Origin of the sequence: Nostoc sp., from assembly GCF_036917675.1 — a bacterium.
In the GTDB taxonomy this organism is placed as follows: Bacteria; Cyanobacteriota; Cyanobacteriia; order Cyanobacteriales; family Nostocaceae; genus Nostoc.
In genome coordinates this window covers 298,643-318,941 of the sequence record NZ_JBALCT010000074.1, presented here as the reverse complement: position 1 = coordinate 318,941, position 20,299 = coordinate 298,643, and the positions used below count along the sequence as shown (strand labels likewise).

Here is a 20,299-nt window from a genome sequence, read left to right as displayed (position 1 = left end):
TGGGCATTGGGCATTGGGCATTGGGCATTGGGCATTGGGTATTGGGCATTGGGCATTGGGCATTGGGCATTGGGCATTAGTTATTAGTCCAATAGCAAAGGAGAAATGACTTACCTAGCACTGTTACTTTTTTTGTTGCCAAGCCAAAACTTTTTCTGTTTCTGCCAAGGCTGGACTGATGCCAAACCAGCGCCCCAGAGGATCGCGATATTCAAACAGATACATGCTTCTTAATAAGCTCTGGTAGTCAGACTCACCTTTAACTCTCTGCTGCTGCACTACTTCAAACAATAATTCCCACTGAGATTCATCAATAGCTAATAGCAGATCGTCGCGGTAGTCCTTAATCACGGCTTCTAAGCAGTCGTTAGAAAAAGGCGGATCTTGTCGTTGCAGGCAGCTATAAAGTAAACCCAATAAGTTACGAATGTGACCACCACTAACGCGACATATACGATCCAAGGTTTGGGAGTGATCGAATAATTCTGTAATTAATAAAAGCCTGCCATTCAAAGGAACTTCTGGAAAAGCTCTTGCTAGAACTAACTGGCGCACTAGTGACATCCCTGGTTCGTAATCACTGCCATCTCTTTGCCGCACTAATACCATCGGCAGTACTTTTGGCGCAATTCCTCCCCCCAGACGATTTTTCAGTGTCTCGTACTCATTGGAGAAAATTAACGTTAGGGGAATGGTGTAAACTAGGTGGCATTTGAGTCGGCGTAACTGTTCGCCTCGGTCGATGAAAAGATACTCTGGTTGCGATCGCCCGGATGCTAAGGGACGCATATCCACTCGATCCAAATTATCTACAATCACTACTAGTCCTTTTTGACCTCGCAGCTTTAGCTGTTCAACAGCCTTTTCTAAAATTTCTTCGTTAATCGCCTGCAAAATACTATTGGTACGTGGTTCCAGATATTGCCTCAGTTGATTCCGCATCTGGGTGCTATCTTTAGTTTTGGCAGTAATTTTGGCAATACCCAAGGACAACTCTGCTTGTCCAGAAAGTTCTATGGGGGTTTGCAAAAAATCGCCTACTTCTTTAAGCAAATTGGTAAAGTAACCAGCTTTGAGTTTGATGTTAATGCCTTCTAAACTGGCACTCACTTGACGGGCTACACTCAGCAGAATATCGCTGACATCAATATCCGCCATGTCTAAGTCTTGACTGGACTCAAAATAAACCACATGAAATCCCGCCAATTCCAGCTCTGTCTTGAGGCGCTGCAATTCCGTTGACTTACCGCAGCCAATATGACCGGTAAATAACTGACAGGTAGGCTCATCAGGAGAAATCCGAACAATAGTCCGTTGCAATTCTTCGACAATCTTGCAACCACGTACATCAGCAAAATCTATGTAATATTGCTTATCTAGGACGTTACTTATATTTAGCGTGTAGCTGGGGTTACATGCTTTATAAAAACGTGATAAATTGAATGTCGTTTTCATGTATGTAGATGTGTATGTAGATGCAGTTTAATTCTCGTTTTTATACAAGTAATCTCTATCCGAGATGTAGGCATAGGATTAACTCGCAAGTTGGTACTGTCTTATAAAAGACAGCAGTTAAAGCAGGATCACTGTCAGTAGTATGGTAGAGATTTAATTGACCCTAATAACCTTAAGCATATCTGTCCTTAATTTTTACACCTGGTATTGAGGTTTTGACAATCTGTAGCTTTTCTTTGACCTGCCACAAACCTTTAGGGCTTAGGAAATCAGTAAAAAAAGCTACAAGTGAACATGATTCTCAGTTTGTATGCCTGATGAGTAGAACTAGTATGAATTATAGCAAAGTACACAGAGATTCTGGAATACCTATATATCATTTAAGGTTAAATTTGTCAAGGAAAGAAAATCCTAAACATCTAAATTAATATTTTGTAATCTTTAGGGAAAATCTTCAAAAATAACTTGTCAAAAAGACTACAGTCAGTTAAAAATGGACACCGGAAACTTTAATCGGAGCGATCGCTAGCGCCATAATCTCTGTAGTTACTGTAAAGTGTTACTAAAAATAAAAAACTATTGAGGAGATCGGCTAACAGATGCCAACACTGTTTACTGAAATTAAGAATGATCCGAGCGCCTCAAGGATTTTAGATTGCAAGCAAAAAGGGGTTTGAATGGCTGGCATAATATCAGTTTCCCGCACGAATCTAGCCCAGCGTCGTCACAAATTACGTCGGCAGAGGCGGATAAAAATTATTCAGGCTATTTGGCGAACCTTTGCCATTACTGGTTTGACGGTTGGATTGTTCTGGGTGGTGGTCCAACCAGTGTGGATGCTAAAAGCTCCTAAACAAATACTGATGAAATCAGGCGATAAATTACTGTCGGATGAAACAGCTCAGTCATTGTTGGTGCTATCTTACCCCCAGTCTTTGTGGCGGATTGAACCGTCAGCGATCGCTAACTCTTTGAAGAAACAACCAACTATTGCCGAAGCGATCGTCAAACGCCGCCTGTTTCCTCCTGGATTAATCATCCAAATCCAGGAACGAGTGCCTGTAGCGGTGACTGAAACACCTGGGAACAAAAAAGTAACAATCGGCTTACTAGATGCAAGTGGAGCCTGGATGCCTTTAGAAAAATATACATCACTGAATCCCACTAGCAAATTACCCAATCTCAAAGTAATTGGCTCGCCAAAACAATACTGCCTCTACTGGACTCAACTTCATCAAGCTATCAGTCAAAGTCCGGTGAACGTAATGGAAATTGATTGTCGAAATCCCACAAATTTAATTTTGAAAACAGAACTAGGAAATGTGCATCTCGGCGCTCCAGGCCCCCAGTTGTCTGAACAAATTAAGGTACTCGCCCAAATGCGCCATTTAGGAGCAAAACTCAACTCCAGTCAAATAGAGTATATTGATCTGAAAAATCCCGATTTTCCCTTAGTACAAATGAACCAAAAAGACCAAAAATTAACTCCCAAAATCCCTAAAAATATCTAGCATGTTTAATGTATTGATTGCTCGGAGTAAAATAAGAAGCTTTATGCTGATAAATATATTTATTATTTTCAGTTTTCTGGCAAACCGCACTAAAATCGGCATTAACTTCTAATTAAAATGAGAAGATCAATCATAAAATTTCCATTGCAAGTAAAACATTCTCAATTGTTACCCTAACATCTAATAGTAGGGTGCAAGATGTCGGACAATCTCATGATGGTCTATGGCGTGCCAAACGCCTTCTGTCCATACATTCTTTGACTAAACCCAGTGGCCAAAAGAGAAAAATGCTTGAGTTTTTTATTAAGATCAGACTTGCTCCCCAGAGGCACTGATGAGAACGATTTACGCCGCCATCCAAGTGCAGAGCCAAAAACGCTCTGGCTTTGATCTGTTGAGGAAATTTCCAAAGACAGTTTATCGAAGTTTGAATCTGTAACGCTACCGCCCAAAGTTGCATAAGTATTGCTTCTGGGCAATAAGTTTGAACTACTCTGTGCCGTAATTTCGATTGGGTGACGAAACCGCTTAGGAAATCTTGATTTTTTGACCGTACTAGTGCGGGTTCTCGTAGGATAGACTATTGCTGCAACAAAGTGTCCATTAAGACCCCCCAAAGAACAAGTTAATCAGGTATAGTCTGACAAGTAAATTCTTGCTGACTTGAATCTTAAGGATAAGTAAGTATAACGTAAACTTTGTGTCTAAAGTTGCAATCATCCCCAATGGTGAAACCTATTAACAATATTATTGTTGAGGCAGAGAAGAGGCGCTATAGTATGTCTTTACAAGTTATGCCCTCCGCCCAGAAGAATGAAGAGATTAATGTCTGGTTGAAGTTATACAAGTCAATTTTAGATAAATGTCGGTATACTTCTCTAGAATTGGCTGTGCGATCGGCTGCGTTAAAAGCTTATCCCATAGCAAATTTTCGCCCTGCCAATTCTGTTAGGCTTGGCAGTAGTGAAAACAATAAAGAACAATGCCATAGTATTGTGGCACTGTCAAACTAAAGTTGACTCTGAGGTGAATAACACCTGAAAAAGTCGTTTATCTACCCTTTCACAAATCCAATGACACTTGATAATAACCAAGGACTTACCTATAAAAATTCCCAATCTGCGGGACAGCCGGGGTTTTCTCTGGCAGTTAACTCGACCAATCCCTTTAATAATTCTGGGCTGAACTTCGGACAAAATCACGATAATAAGAAGATTTCTCCCGAAAATAGCCGAATTGGCGAAATTGTTCCTGGTCGGGTCGCCAACATCAAAGTAATTGGTGTCGGTGGTGGGGGTGGCAATGCTGTTAACCGGATGATCGAGTCTGATGTCTCTGGGGTAGAGTTTTGGTCAATTAACACTGACGCTCAAGCTCTTACCTTAGCTGGCGCTCCCAGTCGATTGCAAATTGGACAGAAGCTAACGCGGGGTTTAGGAGCAGGTGGTAATCCTGCCATTGGTCAAAAGGCAGCTGAGGAATCACGGGACGAAATTGCTACAGCTTTAGAGGGTGCAGACTTAGTATTTATCACTGCTGGTATGGGGGGTGGTACTGGGACGGGTGCAGCCCCGATTGTGGCAGAAATAGCCAAAGAAATGGGCGCTCTTACTGTTGGTGTCGTCACACGTCCATTTGTGTTTGAGGGACGCCGCCGCACTAGCCAAGCGGAACAAGGTATTGATGGACTAAAAAGTAGAGTAGATACACTGATCATTATCCCTAACAACAAATTACTGGAAGTGATCCCCGAACAAACGCCTGTGCAAGAAGCTTTTCGCTATGCAGATGATGTGCTGCGTCAAGGGGTGCAAGGTATTTCTGATATTATTACGATCCCCGGTTTGGTAAACGTTGACTTTGCTGATGTCCGAGCTGTGATGGCAGATGCGGGATCGGCACTGATGGGAATTGGAGTGAGTTCTGGAAAATCTAGAGCCAGAGAAGCTGCGATCGCAGCTATTTCTTCACCCTTGCTAGAGTGTTCTATTGAAGGCGCGAGAGGAGTTGTCTTTAATATTACTGGTGGTACTGACCTCACCCTGCATGAAGTGAATGCTGCCGCAGAAGCAATCTATGAAGTAGTTGATCCCAACGCCAATATTATTTTTGGGGCTGTAATTGATGACAGACTCCAAGGTGAGGTAAGAATTACTGTAATTGCTACCGGGTTTACAGGTGAAGTGCAAGCGGTGGTACAACAAAGCGTGGCTAACATTCGGGTAGCACCTAATACCTCGAAGCGACCAACGACACAGCAACCCGCAATTAATCCCCCAACCTCAACCCCAACTCCAACTCCAACTCCAACTCCAGAACCAAAAGAAAAACCTGGATTGGATATACCTGATTTTCTGAAAAACCGACGTACACCAAGGAGTTAAGAAATTTTGGATTTGAAATTTTAGATGAAATTAGCAGTCTCATGTCAGGCTGAGTGCTGTATAAAATCTGCTAGTTCCAGGGTTTTAACAAAGGCAGGGGTAAGCAATGCGTTGCCATCCCCGATTTTGCCAATTGGTAAAAAAACTCGTCAATGGTACTTTATAGAATGAACTTGGGCAGGAGTCTCCTGGCTCCTATGTCCAGCTATGCTTTTGTCACAAAAAAACCGGAAGACCTGCCCAACTACGGATCAAATACTGGTACGCTCAAAGATCAAACAGAAGTGGCTCTTTGGCAGTGTCGGCGCATCAGCAGATAAACTCCCATCACACCTACACCAATTAGTGCTGTAATGGTTTATGGTTCTGGAACTGTCTGAAATGAGCCATTCAGCGTAAACTGACCTTTTAAGGCAATACCTACCTGTAAACTGAGTGCGTGGATCTGGGAAAAGGCTAATGTGCCAGTAGCACCCCTGAATATCCCCTCACCCCCAATTAAAGTAGAACATATTGATTCTTACAAAAAGCAACTTATATATTTCATGGATGATATTTTTTGTCAATGCGTAAGTACTAGGTTTGTTCAATCCATTGAATAACTTGATAACCGAGGCGAGTACCATCTAGGCGATCAATCTCCCGAATTCCGGTAGGACTGGTGACGTTAACTTCAGTCAGGTAGCCACCAATAACGTCAATACCCACAAAAATTAACCCGTCTTGGCGTAAGCGTTCGGCTAATTGGGTACAGATTTCATACTCTCTTGGGGTAATTTCAGTTTGAGCGACTGTGCCACCAGTGGCCATATTATTGCGAAAATCAGTTCCGCTAGAGAGGCGATTGAGCGCCCCAATCGGTTCGCCATTGAGCAGGATAATTCGCTTATCTCCCTCTTTTGCCTCCGGTAAATAGGTTTGTACCATTACTGGCACTCGACCTTGGAGGGTACTGAGTTCGACAATGGAGTTAAAATTGCGATCGCCTGATTGCAAAAACAAAATTCCTTCCCCAGCTTTGTTACCCAGTGGTTTGAGAATTGCTGCCCCCTTTGCTTCCACAAATTGCCGAATCAACTGCTTATCAGCACTGACAATCGTTTCTGGAATCGCTTTGGTAAACTGGAGAGCATACATTTTTTCATTTGCCCCTCGAATGCCACTAGGACTGTTAATCACCAGGGTTTTATTTTGGTCAATGCAATCGAGAATGTAGGTGGCATAGAGGTAGGAATCGTTGACTGGTGGATCTGTCCGCATAAATACGGCGTCCATTGTCTCTAAGGAAGTTAAGGAGGAATCGATCAACTTATACCAAGGATTCACCGCTATCCAGCGTCCCTCTACCAACTGCACTGGTACAACTTCGACTCGCTGTAGGACAGCCCAAGCTTTCCCCTCCACCACACTCAGCAGATTTGCCTGAGTTATCCAAACTTCGTGTCCCAGGATTTGCGCTGCTTCGATCAGAGCAATGCTGGTATCATGACACGGGTCAAGCAGATGGATGGAATCAATGATAAAAGCCAGTTTCACCCTTTATACCTCAATCACCAACAAATTAAATAGTTATTCAATTATTATCTCTTGATGATCTCACCAATTGACGTAATATAAGTACTGCGGAGTAGAACTTGGAGCGGAAAGTCTGGTGGATAGACATCGGTTTTGTTCGTAAACAGAGTTGTAGCGATCGCCGTGTAATTTGCAGAGGCTTGTCGCTAGCGATCGCAAAGCCTTCTGAACCTATACGCTATTACTAGAAGTTAGTAGCTCATCCAGCTTGCCTTGACTGTCTAAAGCGTGGATGTCATCACAACCACCAATGTGATCGTCATTGATGAAAATTTGCGGTAAAGAGCGCCGTCCATTTGCCCTTTGAGCCATTTTATTTCTGGCTGCCTCGTCTCCATCAATGCTGTATTCGATAAATTCAACTCCCTTGTCTTTCAGCAAACTTTTGGCACGAATGCAAAACGGGCAAGTCCTCCAGGTGTAAATTTCTACTTTTGCAGCCATAATGTCCTCAACTTTATTTAATACTTCTTAATTTTAGAACTTTGCCACTGGCTGTAGCTGCCTTATCCTGGTTTATCTTCATCCTCAGAAGCCGCTAACTAGGTTTATATCAAAAAAAATTAGCCAAGAGATAAAGTCTGGACTCTTGACTAAGATATTATATCTGTACCAATTTTCTTAAAAAACAGGGTGGGTTTATATCTGATTTAGGACTTACACATCAACTACGAAATGTCGGGGCAATTCATGAATTGCCCCGACGTTAAATCAAGGCTTTCACTGCCTTTTTGCGTAAGTCCTGTCATTGTGAGAATTGCTTATAAGGCTTAACTCTATTATCAATTAGTACTGAAGTTCTCATTTAAGCTAAGACTAGAGGCTTTTTCTTGGCAACCCTCAGCGCACCTACAGCAAATAAACTAAGGGCAACTGTTGCACTAGGATCAGGTACTTTTTTAGGTGGAGGTGGCGGAGCAATATAATAAGTACTAGGCTCATCTAAACCAGTACCATACTGAAAACGAACATTCTGAATCTTTGTTGCATCAAAGCCAGAGGGTAGCCCAGAGAAAACGAATGTGGCAGAATTCTTCACAAAAGTTCCCAGACTTACTGCTGGATTTGGACTATCGTAACCAGTAATAATACCGTAATTGAATTGCTGTCCGCCCGAAAGACCAAAACCAGGCGATATGCCAAAACCAGCTGTACCAAGACCGTAGTGCTGAGTTACTGGGTTAGCTACGCCACTAGTACCTCCAAGTCCACTGCTAGCGGTAGTTTTTGCAAAACCCCATTCAACCTTACCTAGTCCCACATTGGTAAGATCGACATTACTTCCGGTAGTTAGATTATTCGTGATTACGGTTGGAGCTTTGGCTGAAGACAACGTTAAGTTTGTTAAGGCAGATCCAGCATAATCCCAAAAGATTCCTGTGAGAACATCAGTAGGGTCTGATGCACCTGGGCCTGTATTAGTAAGGGTCAGTGTCAACTTACCTGCAATTGAGTCATCAAAGAGAGCTTTCGCCGCAAGGGCTGTACTGGTTCCACCTGATATTGGGTTAGTACCTGTGGCTGAGAAAGTCATGGAGGCTGCATCTGCTTTCGGCATCTGCGAAACTGTCAGTACAGTTAATGCTGATATACAGCAGACTGCATAACCTACTATCTTCTTGGAATATAGTTGAGACACTCGCTTGAAACTCCTTTGCTTTCTATTTAAGACATTTTAAATGTCTCAAAATAACTTTTTATGAAGATTGCTCATGTATAAATTGCCATAAAAAACTATTGCTTGTCTACGGTAGGCATTAAGATTAACCAAAACTTTAAATTGGCGAGCAACAACATAGTTTTCACCAATTCATTAAGTATTTTCAGCATTTCCACTTAGGAAATTTTTTGAGTTGAAATGATGCAGAATCAATTTGATTAATTAAGCTTCTATTTTTAACCCACATTCCGCACTTCAAAATGCAATATAGCAATCCGATTTGATGGCGTGAAAAAATCTAAGCATATGTAGGGGAGCCAGTGCGTTGCGGTGAGGGGGTCGCAGTCTTGGCGCTTGGCGTCGATTGCGAACCCCCGAACCCGAAGGGAGGTTCCCTCCGTTGTAGCAACTGGTGTTGTGTTATCGCCGAGAGTACGGCACCTAAAATCTGAAGTAGTGCGTTACGCCAAAGGCTAACGCACCCTACTAGCGTGTCAAGGCTAAATTGATGCAATAGAAAAATTGAGTTATGTTTCTAAAATCTCAATATTTCCAAGATTTGTAATGCACTATTTTAGCCTTGACACGCTACTACGTGTATTTCAAAAATTAAATATGAGTCCTATATTATATTGATGTTTCAAAGAATATTACCAATACTAAACTCGTCCACAGCCTAAGTCCGACGTTTTTAAGCGTGGGTTCCTTCTACTTCCTGAATTGACTCAGGATAGGATTTTCTGTAAAGAAAGCAATAATTCATTGACAGTATAGGGCTTCGACAAAAACGTATTCACACCAATAGCGGCTACTGCACTGAGCTTATTGTCAGACATAAGTCCACTGCTGGCAATAATTCTGACTTGGGGGTTGATTTTTTGCAGGGTACGGATGGCAGTTAAACCATCTAGCGAGGGCAGCATAATATCCATTAGTACAACACTAATTTTATCCATATTTTTAGCGTATAGCGCGATCGCCTCAATGCCATCACTCGCAATTAGGGTTTTGTAGTTGTGAGTTTCCAATGATGTTCTGGTAATCTCTTGAATGGCAGTTTCATCATCCACAACCAAAATCAATTCTCCATTTCCTATTTGTGGTGGCAAATCTTCTGGGCTGAATGTTTCCATTCCCCCCACTGCTGGCAGGTAAACTTTAAAACTAGTGCCACTTCCCGGTTCGCTATACACGTTTACAAAACCTCCGTGACTTTTAATTATTCCCAGGACGGTGGAAAGTCCTAACCCTGTGCCTTGTCCCACATCTTTTGTGGTAAAGAATGGCTCGAAAATTCTATCTAAGATTTCTTTAGGAATCCCAACTCCAGTATCGGAGACAGTAATCACTGTATAAGACCCCTCTTTGGCTTCTAGGTTCCTCCGGGCATAATTTTGGTCAATAAACAGATTTTCGGCAGAGATGCTCAAACTACCGCCATTGGCCATAGCATCGCGGGCGTTAACGCAGAGGTTCATCAGCACTTGATGCAGTTGGGTGCTATCTCCAGAAACCATCCACAAATCCTGCGGTACATCAGTGCTGATTTCTATAGATTTAGGAAATGTCTCTTTCAGAATCTTGGCAACTTCCACAATCAAATGCTTCAGTTGCAAAGTGATGCGCTTCCCTTCCACACCCCGCGCAAAGGACAGCACTTGTTTGACTAAATCAGCGCCACGTCTAGCGTTGATTTCCAAAATCTCCAATAGATGGCGAGTCCGTTTATCCGCATCAGGAAATTTGAGTGGTAACAGTTGCGCTCCTGCCAGAATCGGTGTCAGGATATTGTTGAGGTCGTGAGCAATGCCACTAGCTAGAGTACCAATACTTTCCAAGCGTTGAGCGCGAAACAATTGGGCTTCTAAATGTTTTTTCTCGGTAATATCTGTGTCAACGGTGAGAATTGATTTGGGTTTTCCTTGTTCATCGCACACTAGACTCCAGCGACTAGCAACAAGGATTTCTTTGTCAGTTTTGGTAAGTTTAGTTAACTCCCCCTGCCACTTCCCTTTACTAATAACTTGCAACAGAGCCGCTTCAATTTCCGGTGAAGGTTCGTCATACAAAAGCTCACTAGCATTTTTGCCCCAAGCCTCTGTAGCTTGCCAGCCGTAAAGTGCTTCTGCGCCTCTGTTCCAGAAGATAATTTGATTGTTTAAATCTCGCACGCAAATGGCATCTGTGGTGACATCTAGTAATGCTGCTTGTTCGCGGATTTTTTCTTGTGCCAATTTGCGTTCGCGTAGTGCGGCTTGTTGTTCGCTAATATCAATACTGGCGCAAGTCACGCCGACAACTTCTTGCGACTCATTCCGCAATGGCTCGACAGTTAAATCGTAATATCGAGTTGTATCTTTGATTCTAATTGATACTTCTTCTCGCGTTCCTATGCCCGTGGTTAGCACCCCACGTTTAATTGTGGTGAGACGTTCAGCATCTTCAACTGGGATGATATCCAAGTCTTTTTTGCCCAACATTTCCTCAACCATCAATCCATCGGAGGGATTGTAAACCCAAGTGTACCGTAACTCCCGATCCTGGTTATAGACAAAGATTGGAGAGTTTTTGAGGGCAACCCGAAATCGCTCCTCACTATGACGCAGTGCGTTGTCTGCTCGTTGACGCTCGATGGCATAACGCATTGAGCGCACCAGCAAGTCTCCAGTTACTTGCCCTTTCACCAAATAATCCTGCGCTCCTTGCTGCATTGCCCTAATTGCTAGGGTTTCATCGTCTAAACCCGTCAGCACAATTATTGGAGTTGCTTTCGCCTGATGGTGAGCGATGACAAAGGTTTCAAGTCCCTGGCTATCTGGTAGCGAGAGGTCTAACAAAATCGCATCAAAAATTTCGTTTGCTAGTTGGTTGAGTGCTTCCGAAAGCCGCTCAACGGGTATTAAATTAACTACAACTGTCGTAACTTCCTTTAAAAACTCCTGTAATAAAAAGATGTCACCAGAGTTATCTTCTACTAATAAGACTTTAAGATTTTTACCTGCCATTTCCACTACTCCGGTGGCAGTTTTACGATCGCAAACCAAAAATTTTCTATTGATTGGACAATTTTAACGAATTGATCGAAATCTACTGGCTTAGTTATATAACAGTTGGCATAAAGGTTATAAGCTTTGAGGATGTCTTCTTCAGCTTGGGAAGTCGTCAAAATTACTACAGGAATTCGTTTGAGGTTTTCATCTCCTTTAATTTCTGCTAATACCTCCCGCCCATCTTTTCTAGGCAGGTTCAAATCGAGTAGTACAATATGTGGATGCGCTACTTTAGCATATTTTTCTTGTTTTCGCAAGAATGCCATTGCCTCTACACCATCTTCGACCACATTCAGGTGAATCGAGATTTTGCTATCTTCCAGGGCGATGCGTGTGAGTTGGACATCCCCAGGATTATCCTCTACTAACAAAACCTCAATAGGCATAATTGCTGTTATGGTTTCCACCATTACTTACCTGCTCTATCTGGAATTGTGAAGTAGAAAGTCGAGCCTTGACCCGGTTTCGACTCAACCCAGATCCGGCCGCCGTGGCGTTCTATAATTTTCTTACAAATTGCCAGACCAATTCCAGTACCTAGATACTTGTCTCTACCGTGCAAGCGCTGAAAAATTATAAATATACGTTCAGCATACTGGGATTCCAAACCAATACCATTATCGCACACCCAGAACAACCATTCATCTACCGACGGGATCACATTTAAACTTTCCCCATCTGGATTTGCATTTCTCCTCGCTACGCCGATGTGAACTTGTGGCTGCTGATGACGACAAAATTTGATGGCGTTGGCAATCAGGTTTTGAAATACTTGTGTCAATTGGGTAGTATCAGCCATCACTTCCGGTAGAGTATCATAAGTGACAATTGCCCGACGATCGCCGATCGCAATTTCAAGATTAGCGATCGCCTGTTGTAAAACAACACTACAATCAACTGCTATAAAGGGCTGTCCCCGGCTGCTGAGGCGGGAGTAGTTCAACAAATCATTGATTAGGGTCTGCATCCGGCAAGCCCCATCTACTGCGTAGGTGATAAACTGATCGGCATTGGCATCCAGTTGATTTTTGTATCTTTGCTCTAGTAGTTGTAAATAACTAGTTACCATCCGCAACGGCTCTTGCAAGTCATGGGAAGCCACATAAGCAAACTGTTCCAATTCGGCATTGGAACGAGCGAGTTCCTGACTTTGCTGGGTTTCTTTTTCTAATAGTTGCGCTTGAGATAAAGCAATCCCAATTTGATTACTTAGTTGCTGTAACAATTCAGTCTCAAAGTTATTCCACTTTCGAGGTGAAGCACACTGATGAGCCAGCAACAAGCCCCAAATGCCATCCCTGACAAGAATCGGTACTATGAGGTTAGCCCTGACAGCAAACTGCTGAAGAAATTCTCGATGACAAGGGTGAATATCAGCAGATTCAGTGTCTTCAATGGCACTAACTCTTCCCTGGCGATATCTTTCTAGGTAGTGTTCTTGAAAGCAGGTGTCGAGCAGATTTTTTCCGAGAATTACCGGCCAACCAGGTAGCACCGCCTCTTGCACTACTGTTCCCGAACCGTCAGGCCACAGTTGAAAAATCAAAACTCGGTCAGCTTGGAGTAATTTTTGTACCTCAGTCACTGTGTTTTCGAGAATTTTGTCTATTTGTAAAGATTCTCGAATTTTCAGGGTGATTTCGGCAAATAATTGCGATCGCAAATTCTGCCGCTTTAATTCCTCTTCTACCTGCTTGCGATCTGTGATATCTGTATAAGAACCCACCATCCGCACTATATCACCCAATGCGTCCCAAAGTGCCTGTCCTCGATCTAGAATCCATTTATAACTGCCGTCTTGGCATTGGACTCGATATTCACAGACGTAAGACGGTATTTTCTTGGCAAAGTGGTCTTGGAAAGCTTGAAGTACAAAATCTCGCTCATCGGGATGGATTCGTTTTGTCCATTCATCCCAACCGGTGGAAACTTCGTGGTCTTTATAGCCGAGCATTTCCTTCCATTGAGTTGAAAAGAACACTTCATTAGTCTTGAGGTTCCAATCCCAAATACCATCCTTATTACCTTGTAATGCTAATTGCCAGCGTTCTTCACTTTCCCGTAGTGCTTCTGCTGTTTTCCGTCCTTCAGTAATATCTTGAAAATTAACAGATAAGCCGTCTTTGGCAGGATAGACGTGGACTTTAAGCCAGCAGTTTAGTGGCGGAAAAAATTCCTCAAATTCCACACTTACTTGTTCTAAGATTGCCCTGTGATACTCACGATGGAATATTGTGCCGATAATTTCTGGAAACACCTCCCAGATGTTTTTACCCAAAAGCTCATACTGGTTTTTTTTCAAGAGCCGTTCTGCTTGACCATTAATATAGATGAATCGCCACTTTTTATCCAGGGCAAAAAATCCATCAGTGATGCTTTCGAGAAGATTAGCAATGCGGGTTTTGGCGGCTTCAGATTGAGCGTGCAGTGTTTGCTCGTGCGCCATTAGTTTCTCGCTAACTTCAGATACCTCAGCTACATAACGCCTGAGTTCTAGTTGGTCGATTACCAAGCGACTCAGGGCTACAAGGGCCTCCAATTGTTTTTGGCTCAATTGCCGTGGAACTTGGTCAATTACGCACAGAGTTCCCAGCAGATGTCCCTTTGGGGTAATTAAGGGTACACCTGCATAAAACCGTATATATGGATAGCTAGTTACTGCTGGATTATTTGCCAACTTTTCATCAGCTTGGGTATCAGGAACCACTACAACGTTACGCCGCTCTTGACAAAGGTAAGATAACCCAACACTCTGGGGCATTTCTGATATATCTAAACCGACTTTTGCCTTAAACCACTGACGGTTTTCATCAATGAAATTTACCAATGAGATGGGAGTCTCACAAATAAATGCCGCTAAGTTAGCAAGATTGTCGTAGGCTTCTTCGGGTTCGGTATCAAGAATTTGATACTGACGGAGGGCTTCTAACCTCGCCACTTCTGTATCAATGTGTCTAGCTTTCATTGACTTTTCTTAAAAAATATAAATGTAATATTCAGTCAGCAGCTTGGCTATCTCAAGAGTAGCTTAACGTTTTTTAAGAAGAATTCAGCTATCCAGAATTCAGGAGTCAGAATCAATTGATTTGGGATTGGAACCCGCCACTCGATTGTTGCACCACTAAATCTATGATTTAGTGGGAGTCTTAAACCCATTTATTCATCCGCTTTTTCGGTCTATTACATTACTGAATTCTGACGCCTCGGCGGAGCGTCTCCGGCTTTGCTCCTGACTCCTGAATTCTGTTTGATAAACAAATTATCTGATCCAAACTGCATTGGCGACGTTACTGCTAAAAATGAATTTATCTTAAAAATTAGCGGATTTATTTGTAACTAATATGTATAAATTATCATCCCCAAAAATCCAGATATTTACAACTATAACAGATTGTATTTTACTACCCGTGTTATCAAAATCCTTAAAATATTCTCAATATTTGTTTGTAATCTTTAATCTTAACTAATGGAGGTCATCTGCGGCAGAAAGAGCGATCGCATGATCAAAAAATGGTATCGAGTCCAAAAGCTGAAAGCAATATTCGTCCTAACATTGGCAGTTGTATTTACTAATGCTGTAGTCGGCTATGGCAACACTGTTAACCTGATTCACAACCAGCAAGAGGTGACATACTCTTATGAAGTTATTACCCATCTTGAAAATATCCAATCTACATTCAAAGATACTGAAACTGCACAACGTAATTACCTAATTACAGCAGATGCAGATGATTTACAAACCTATCTTGCAGACTATCAACAAACTAATAGCAATATTCAGATTCTCAGCAAGTTAACTGCTGATAACCATCAAAAGCAGCAGTGGATTTTTTTGCTGGAGCCGAAAATTACCAACAGGCTCAACATTCTGCAACAGGAAGTTTACCTCAGACAAAACCAGGGATTAGAAGCAGTTCGGCAGCAAATCTTATCTGATAAAGACAAGCAAATCGGCAAAGAGATCCAACAGCTGATTCACGATTCTTTAAAGGCGGAGCAAAATTTATTACAGCAAGGAGTGCAGCAGTCACAAGCAAGTTTCCAAAAGGCGATAGTTATATTTTTGATGGCGGCTATTCTGGATTTGGTGCTGGTGGCGCTGCTGTATGACTTGTTATGGGGTTATATCAGGCAACTTCAGCAGACAGAACTGGCCTTACGCCAAAGCGAAAATCGTTTACGAGCCATGATAGATGCAGAACCAGAATGTATCAAGTTAATTGCCAGGGATGGTACCCTTTTAGAAATTAATGCCTATGGGCTGGCAATGATGGAAGTAGAAAGTGCTGATGTCTTGATTGGTAAACCTGTTGATGCCGTAATTGTACCAGAGTATAGAGCAGCCTTTGCCGACTTGCATAAAAGTGTCTGCCAAGGTAACAAGGGGACTTTGGAGTTTGAAATTGTGGGATTTAAGGGCACCCGCCGCTACATGGAAACTCATGCCGTACCACTGCGTAACGAATCTGATGGTACGTTTATCCATTTGGCTCTGATGCGAGATATAACCCAGCAAAAACAACTGGAAGCTCAACTTCTGCGATCGCAACGTTTGGAGAGTATCGGCACTTTAGCTAGCGGTATCGTTCACGATCTCAACAATATACTATCCCCAATTTTAATGTCAGTTCAACTGTTGCAGAAGAAATTGCCCGATCTACAGAGTCAGCAAATATTGCAAACTTTAGAAAATAATGTTAAACGCGGCGCTAATTTGCTTAAGCAGGTTTTGTCCTTTGCACGGGGTATTGAAGGCAAACGGACAATTGTGCAAATTCAGCCATTGATGGCAGAAATTGAGCAAATTATCGCTCAAACATTCCTCAAATCTATCATCTGCCAAATAGATATCCCCAAAAATCTGTGGTACGTCCGTGGAGACACAACTCAAATACATCAGGTGCTGATAAATTTAGTAGTCAATGCCCGCGACGCCATGCCCAATGGCGGCATTTTAAGGATTGCGGTGGAAAATTTGGTGATTGGTGAACATTCTGCCCAGATAAATATTGATGCGAAAATGGGTTCTTATATTGCGATCGTGGTGACGGATACTGGTATGGGGATGTCGTCGTCAGTCCAGCAACGGATTTTTGAACCGTTTTTCACCACCAAAGAGGTAGGCAAAGGTACAGGTTTAGGACTTTCCACGGCGTTGGGCATTATTAAGAATCACGGTGGTTTTGTCAATGTTTACAGTCAGGTAGGCAGAGGTACTCAATTTACAGTGTACTTGCCAGCTTTAACATTCAGAGACACACATTCACTGTCTCCAGAACTGGAATCGGTTATAGGAGATGGCTAATTGATTTTGCTGGTGAAAGGATCACAAACTGCAAAAATCCTATCAACCAAAACTTTCTGCCCACGTTGGAAATTGGTTAGGGACTTCCAACAAATAAATTACCCAATTTTGTGGGGTGGGCATCTTGCCCGCCCATATACAAAGGCGGGCAAGATGCCCACCCCACAAGAATTAGTTGAGTATTTTTTTATTTGGAAGTCCCTTAATAGAAATAAAAAATATTAGTTAATATGATACGCCGTTATCACTATTGTCTTGTCTGGACTATATATGGATTCGACTCTTAGGTATTCGTTATGAATCCACCATAGTTTTATTCTATTAGACTGTGCAGGTGCGCTACCTGAGATTGAATACCCTGCCTGAGTCATTAAGGTTTCAAAAGTATTTGAGTCGATAACCGTACTTTTTAATTGCTGTTATAGCGGTTCTCGGTTGAATGAGGTACAAGAACCCCACCCCCAACCCCCTCCCCGCTCTTCGAGAGGGGGCTATGATGTACCTTATGTGATTAGGAAACCGCTATAGTCCCTGTATCTGATGTCTGTTTAGGGTCATAGCTACCCTGGTAAGTCGTAAAAATTCTATATCCTGGTAATACTAAAGCAATTCCAGTGTAACTGTGAATTTTACCAGGATATTTATAGGGAATATCATCTGGTACGCTCCCACCAATGCGAAAACTAAAACCAAGTAGCTATATATACAAACCAGGTAGTAATAAATCCATGCTATATGCGATCGCTCTCATTGCCTCATTTTCTTTGAAAGAAGCACAATTTCTGGCTATAGCGAATTTTTTGGAGATATTTTTCAGGTTTGTAGTTTCTAACATGGTCTTAGTTTCAGTCCCCGTGAGGGGATTTAGTAAGTTTGAAGCGTTTCAGTCCCTGTGAGGAGATTTAGTAAGTTTGAAGCGTTTCAATCCCTATGAAGAGTAAGGTGTTTTGCAACTTTCTTAGATTTTACCATGTATACTTGCTAAAATCGTTAACTTCTGCTTGTGTTTTTGCTACACTACGCCCTAAGCCATTTCGCTCGGTTGGGCATGTGTAGACGTTCCAAAATTCAATCAAGTTTTGCGGTACAATGTGCAACTGTTCGCCGCGATCGCGTAACGTCCTGATAGCATTAACGGCATCCGAGTTCATTGGATGGCTAAGGTTTAAATGTGAGGAAAATCAAACTACTGGCTTTGATATTAATTAGTCTGGCAATGGTGTTGTGGTTTAATTTGCGTTCCTCAACACCGTCAATATCGACTGTTGCATCTTCACCACCAAAAACTATCCGCTACTTCGAGCGCACTTTGCCTCAAAGCATAGCTCATATCCTCTTAATTCCAGCTAATAGCAGATTTTTGGTAACTCCTGCACTATCACAAAAGGTAGCCACTGTAGAGGAATTTGCCCAGAAGCATCGAGCCGTAGCTATCTTGAACGCCGGCTTTTTTGACCCAGTTAACCAAAAATCTACATCTTATGTTGTCATACAAGGGAAGTTGGTAGCTAACTCCAAGGAAAACGAACGTCTGGTGAACAATCCCAATTTAAAACCTTACCTGGGTCAAATTTTCAATCGTACAGAATTCCGCCGCTACTTATGTGGACAGACCCTTCGCTATGATATTGCCCTACACAGCCAGTCACCACCAGCAGGTTGTCAGTTAGTCGATGCTATAGGCGCTGGCCCACGGCTGTTACCAGAACTCACGTCAGTACAAGAGGGCTTTGTGGATAATGCCAATAAACGAGATGCACTTGGCAGCAATCAACCCAACGCCAGAACTGCTGTGGGCATCACCCTTGATGGTAGCGTTGTTTTAGTTATGGTGGCTCAAAAATCCTCGGCTCCCGCGAACTCTGGGGTGTCCTTGCCAGCATTAGCTGATTTTATGAAAACTCTTGGTGCTGATAAAGCGATGAACCTAGATGGAGGGAGTTCGTCTTCGCTTTATTACAAGGGCAAAACCTTTTACGGGAAGGTTGATTTGGAGGGAAATTCTATCAAGCGTCGGGTGAAGTCGGTTTTGCTGGTTCAGGAAAACTAGTATTGAACAGACAGTATCATTACAGCGATTGGGCTTTGTTTGAGCTACGCCTACCCAGTGGTAGATTTTAGCCATAGCACCAATCCCCGAATCCAAATTGAGTCACAATGATAATAGGCAATCATTGAAGGTGCACTCATGCTTCGTCTACCTCAAAGTCTTCGGAACTTGTTCCTTCGTATTCAAGGCTTGTTTGGTGTTTTATTCGGAAGTTTTTTTAATGCTGTAGGAAATTTATTTGGTTTCTTTGCCAAGCTTTTCGGATTTACTAGCTCTGGTTATTTCTTGGAATCTGATCAGGCGCAAGCTATAAAACAAGCTTCAGCGAAACAGCCAATTGAAACGAATCAGGATAACACTGCTAAAATTCCCACCACTAATCGCCGTCGTCCTAATGCCAAAATTGACGACTATTACCTCAACATGGCTCGTGATGTGAAAAAGAACTAACAAAAGCCATCAGATTGGAGGGTGATGTAATGCGTAGATGCAAAGCGTTGAAGCAGCGTGGGAACAGGGGGTTTCCCCCATGAGCGACTGCTGTTAGCGAGTCAGACGCTTTGCACGATCGCACTCCAATTTTTCCTCTCGGAATTTTATATATTCTCTAGAAACTAAGCACAATTATACTTACTTTGTGCCTAGCTCTTGCATTTATTGGTGGCGCATGAGCATAGTATCAGTTTGTTCAAAAATTGCTGTCGCCTGCACTGGTGTAGTGTCAGGGCGGTTTTCTTTAAAAATCATCCAGCCACAATTAACGGATTTGGATGTGCGTAGGCGTAGCTCTCGCTTCGGCAAGTGGCACAGGTAGCTCTGCCGAACTGCTCTGTTACCACCGCAGACATCGCACCTTTAATATAAATTAAATTAGATCCAGTATGAGGCTGGACAAGAGCTAGAGAGATTTTTGAAATTGAATCTTTCTTTGATTTTTAACTTACCAAATCAACCAACGCGTTGCTCCGAAAACGAACTACAGATGAAACTGAGCAGCCGCGATAATTCTCCGATGTGAATACTGATAGTGTGATATTAGCTTGACCGGGTTCTAAAATGCGTTTTACCTTGCAGGTTTGCATTTTGTTGTTGCAGTAAGCAATAATGCGATCGCCAGCCTTGACATCCAACGCTTGAATTTTCAATTAATACCAACCTTGCCAGGAGTTTGCTTAGTTAAAGGAAAAATATATTGCTATATTTTACTTGCTCAACAATAGCAATATTTACCAGTATAACACAAAAATTAAGGTTATTAATATTATCAATTTCATCTTGATAATGTCAAGTTTATTTATGTATGCTCAAA

The 20,299-nt window shown here is 42.4% G+C and carries 18 protein-coding genes; 8 read left to right on the top strand and 10 right to left on the bottom strand.

Annotation, left to right across the window (positions count from 1 at the left end; all coding sequences use genetic code 11):
• Nucleotides 1–123: 123 nt before the first annotated feature.
• Nucleotides 124–1,455 (bottom strand): P-loop NTPase fold protein, encoded by a 1,332-nt coding sequence (locus V7K31_RS30980; protein WP_335100266.1) that lies wholly within the window; start codon nt 1,453–1,455, stop codon nt 124–126.
• A gap of 677 nt (nt 1,456–2,132) precedes the next feature.
• On the opposite strand from V7K31_RS30980, the gene V7K31_RS30975 reads away from it, so the two are divergent.
• The 4 genes from V7K31_RS30975 to V7K31_RS30960 all read left to right on the top strand — a co-directional run bounded on the left by V7K31_RS30975 (nt 2,133) and on the right by V7K31_RS30960 (nt 5,670).
• Entirely contained in the window at nt 2,133–2,966 is an 834-nt protein-coding gene (locus V7K31_RS30975) for a cell division protein FtsQ/DivIB (protein ID WP_335100264.1), read from the top strand.
• Between the two features lie 779 nt (nt 2,967–3,745).
• Nucleotides 3,746–3,979, top strand: coding sequence for a hypothetical protein (locus tag V7K31_RS30970; protein ID WP_334945305.1), 234 nt, complete (start codon nt 3,746–3,748; stop codon nt 3,977–3,979).
• Nucleotides 3,980–4,039: 60 nt separating this feature from the next.
• Nucleotides 4,040–5,350: a cell division protein FtsZ gene (gene ftsZ, locus V7K31_RS30965; protein ID WP_335100262.1), complete on the top strand. Its 1,311-nt coding sequence runs from the start codon at nt 4,040–4,042 to the stop codon at nt 5,348–5,350.
• A gap of 197 nt (nt 5,351–5,547) precedes the next feature.
• The gene (locus V7K31_RS30960) at nt 5,548–5,670 is read left to right on the top strand and encodes a hypothetical protein (protein WP_335100260.1); all 123 of its coding nucleotides are present in this window, start codon (nt 5,548–5,550) and stop codon (nt 5,668–5,670) included.
• A 256-nt stretch (nt 5,671–5,926) separates the two neighbouring features.
• Here the strand turns inward: V7K31_RS30960 and gshB are convergent, their stop codons facing one another.
• Entirely contained in the window at nt 5,927–6,886 is a 960-nt protein-coding gene (gene gshB, locus V7K31_RS30955) for a glutathione synthase (protein ID WP_335100258.1), read from the bottom strand.
• 98 nt (nt 6,887–6,984) lie between these two features.
• Between gshB and V7K31_RS30950 the strand changes: the two genes are divergently transcribed.
• Entirely contained in the window at nt 6,985–7,113 is a 129-nt protein-coding gene (locus tag V7K31_RS30950) for a hypothetical protein (protein WP_335100256.1), read from the top strand.
• Here the strand turns inward: V7K31_RS30950 and grxC are convergent.
• The 5 genes from grxC to V7K31_RS30925 all read right to left on the bottom strand — a co-directional run bounded on the left by grxC (nt 7,097) and on the right by V7K31_RS30925 (nt 14,600).
• The gene (grxC, locus tag V7K31_RS30945; protein WP_335100254.1) at nt 7,097–7,369 is read right to left on the bottom strand and encodes a glutaredoxin 3; all 273 of its coding nucleotides are present in this window, start codon (nt 7,367–7,369) and stop codon (nt 7,097–7,099) included. The genes V7K31_RS30950 and grxC overlap by 17 nt on opposite strands.
• Before the next feature lie 361 nt (nt 7,370–7,730).
• Complete coding sequence (locus V7K31_RS30940) at nt 7,731–8,564, bottom strand: XDD4 family exosortase-dependent surface protein (protein WP_335100252.1); 834 nt, start codon at nt 8,562–8,564, stop codon at nt 7,731–7,733.
• Between the two features lie 746 nt (nt 8,565–9,310).
• Entirely contained in the window at nt 9,311–11,590 is a 2,280-nt protein-coding gene (locus V7K31_RS30935) for a hybrid sensor histidine kinase/response regulator (protein ID WP_335100567.1), read from the bottom strand.
• 5 nt (nt 11,591–11,595) lie between these two features.
• On the bottom strand, nt 11,596–12,045 hold the full coding sequence (locus V7K31_RS30930; RefSeq protein ID WP_442941424.1) for a response regulator: 450 nt from the start codon (nt 12,043–12,045) through the stop codon (nt 11,596–11,598).
• The gene (locus V7K31_RS30925) at nt 12,045–14,600 is read right to left on the bottom strand and encodes a GAF domain-containing protein (RefSeq protein WP_335100250.1); all 2,556 of its coding nucleotides are present in this window, start codon (nt 14,598–14,600) and stop codon (nt 12,045–12,047) included. Before V7K31_RS30925 ends, V7K31_RS30930 begins: the two co-directional genes overlap by 1 nt.
• A gap of 501 nt (nt 14,601–15,101) precedes the next feature.
• On the opposite strand from V7K31_RS30925, the gene V7K31_RS30920 reads away from it, so the two are divergent.
• Complete coding sequence (locus tag V7K31_RS30920) at nt 15,102–16,940, top strand: CHASE3 domain-containing protein (protein ID WP_335100248.1); 1,839 nt, start codon at nt 15,102–15,104, stop codon at nt 16,938–16,940.
• A gap of 697 nt (nt 16,941–17,637) precedes the next feature.
• Here the strand turns inward: V7K31_RS30920 and V7K31_RS30915 are convergent.
• Nucleotides 17,638–17,775, bottom strand: a complete 138-nt coding sequence (locus V7K31_RS30915) for a hypothetical protein (protein WP_335100246.1) — start codon at nt 17,773–17,775, stop codon at nt 17,638–17,640.
• A gap of 130 nt (nt 17,776–17,905) precedes the next feature.
• Nucleotides 17,906–18,091 carry a hypothetical protein gene (locus tag V7K31_RS30910; RefSeq protein ID WP_335100244.1) on the bottom strand — a complete coding sequence of 62 codons (186 nt, stop codon included), beginning with the start codon at nt 18,089–18,091 and terminating at the stop codon, nt 17,906–17,908.
• Nucleotides 18,092–18,111: 20 nt separating this feature from the next.
• On the opposite strand from V7K31_RS30910, the gene V7K31_RS30905 reads away from it, so the two are divergent.
• Together V7K31_RS30905 and V7K31_RS30900 are read left to right on the top strand one after the other, a co-directional pair.
• A complete protein-coding gene (locus tag V7K31_RS30905) occupies nt 18,112–18,990 on the top strand; it encodes a phosphodiester glycosidase family protein (protein ID WP_335100242.1) in 879 nt (292 codons plus the stop codon).
• A gap of 138 nt (nt 18,991–19,128) precedes the next feature.
• Nucleotides 19,129–19,440, top strand: coding sequence for a threonine dehydratase (locus V7K31_RS30900; protein WP_335100240.1), 312 nt, complete (start codon nt 19,129–19,131; stop codon nt 19,438–19,440).
• Nucleotides 19,441–19,925: 485 nt separating this feature from the next.
• On the opposite strand, the gene V7K31_RS30895 is transcribed toward V7K31_RS30900, so the two are convergent.
• Nucleotides 19,926–20,135, bottom strand: a complete 210-nt coding sequence (locus V7K31_RS30895; protein ID WP_292799555.1) for a hypothetical protein — start codon at nt 20,133–20,135, stop codon at nt 19,926–19,928.
• Nucleotides 20,136–20,299: the final 164 nt, after the last annotated feature.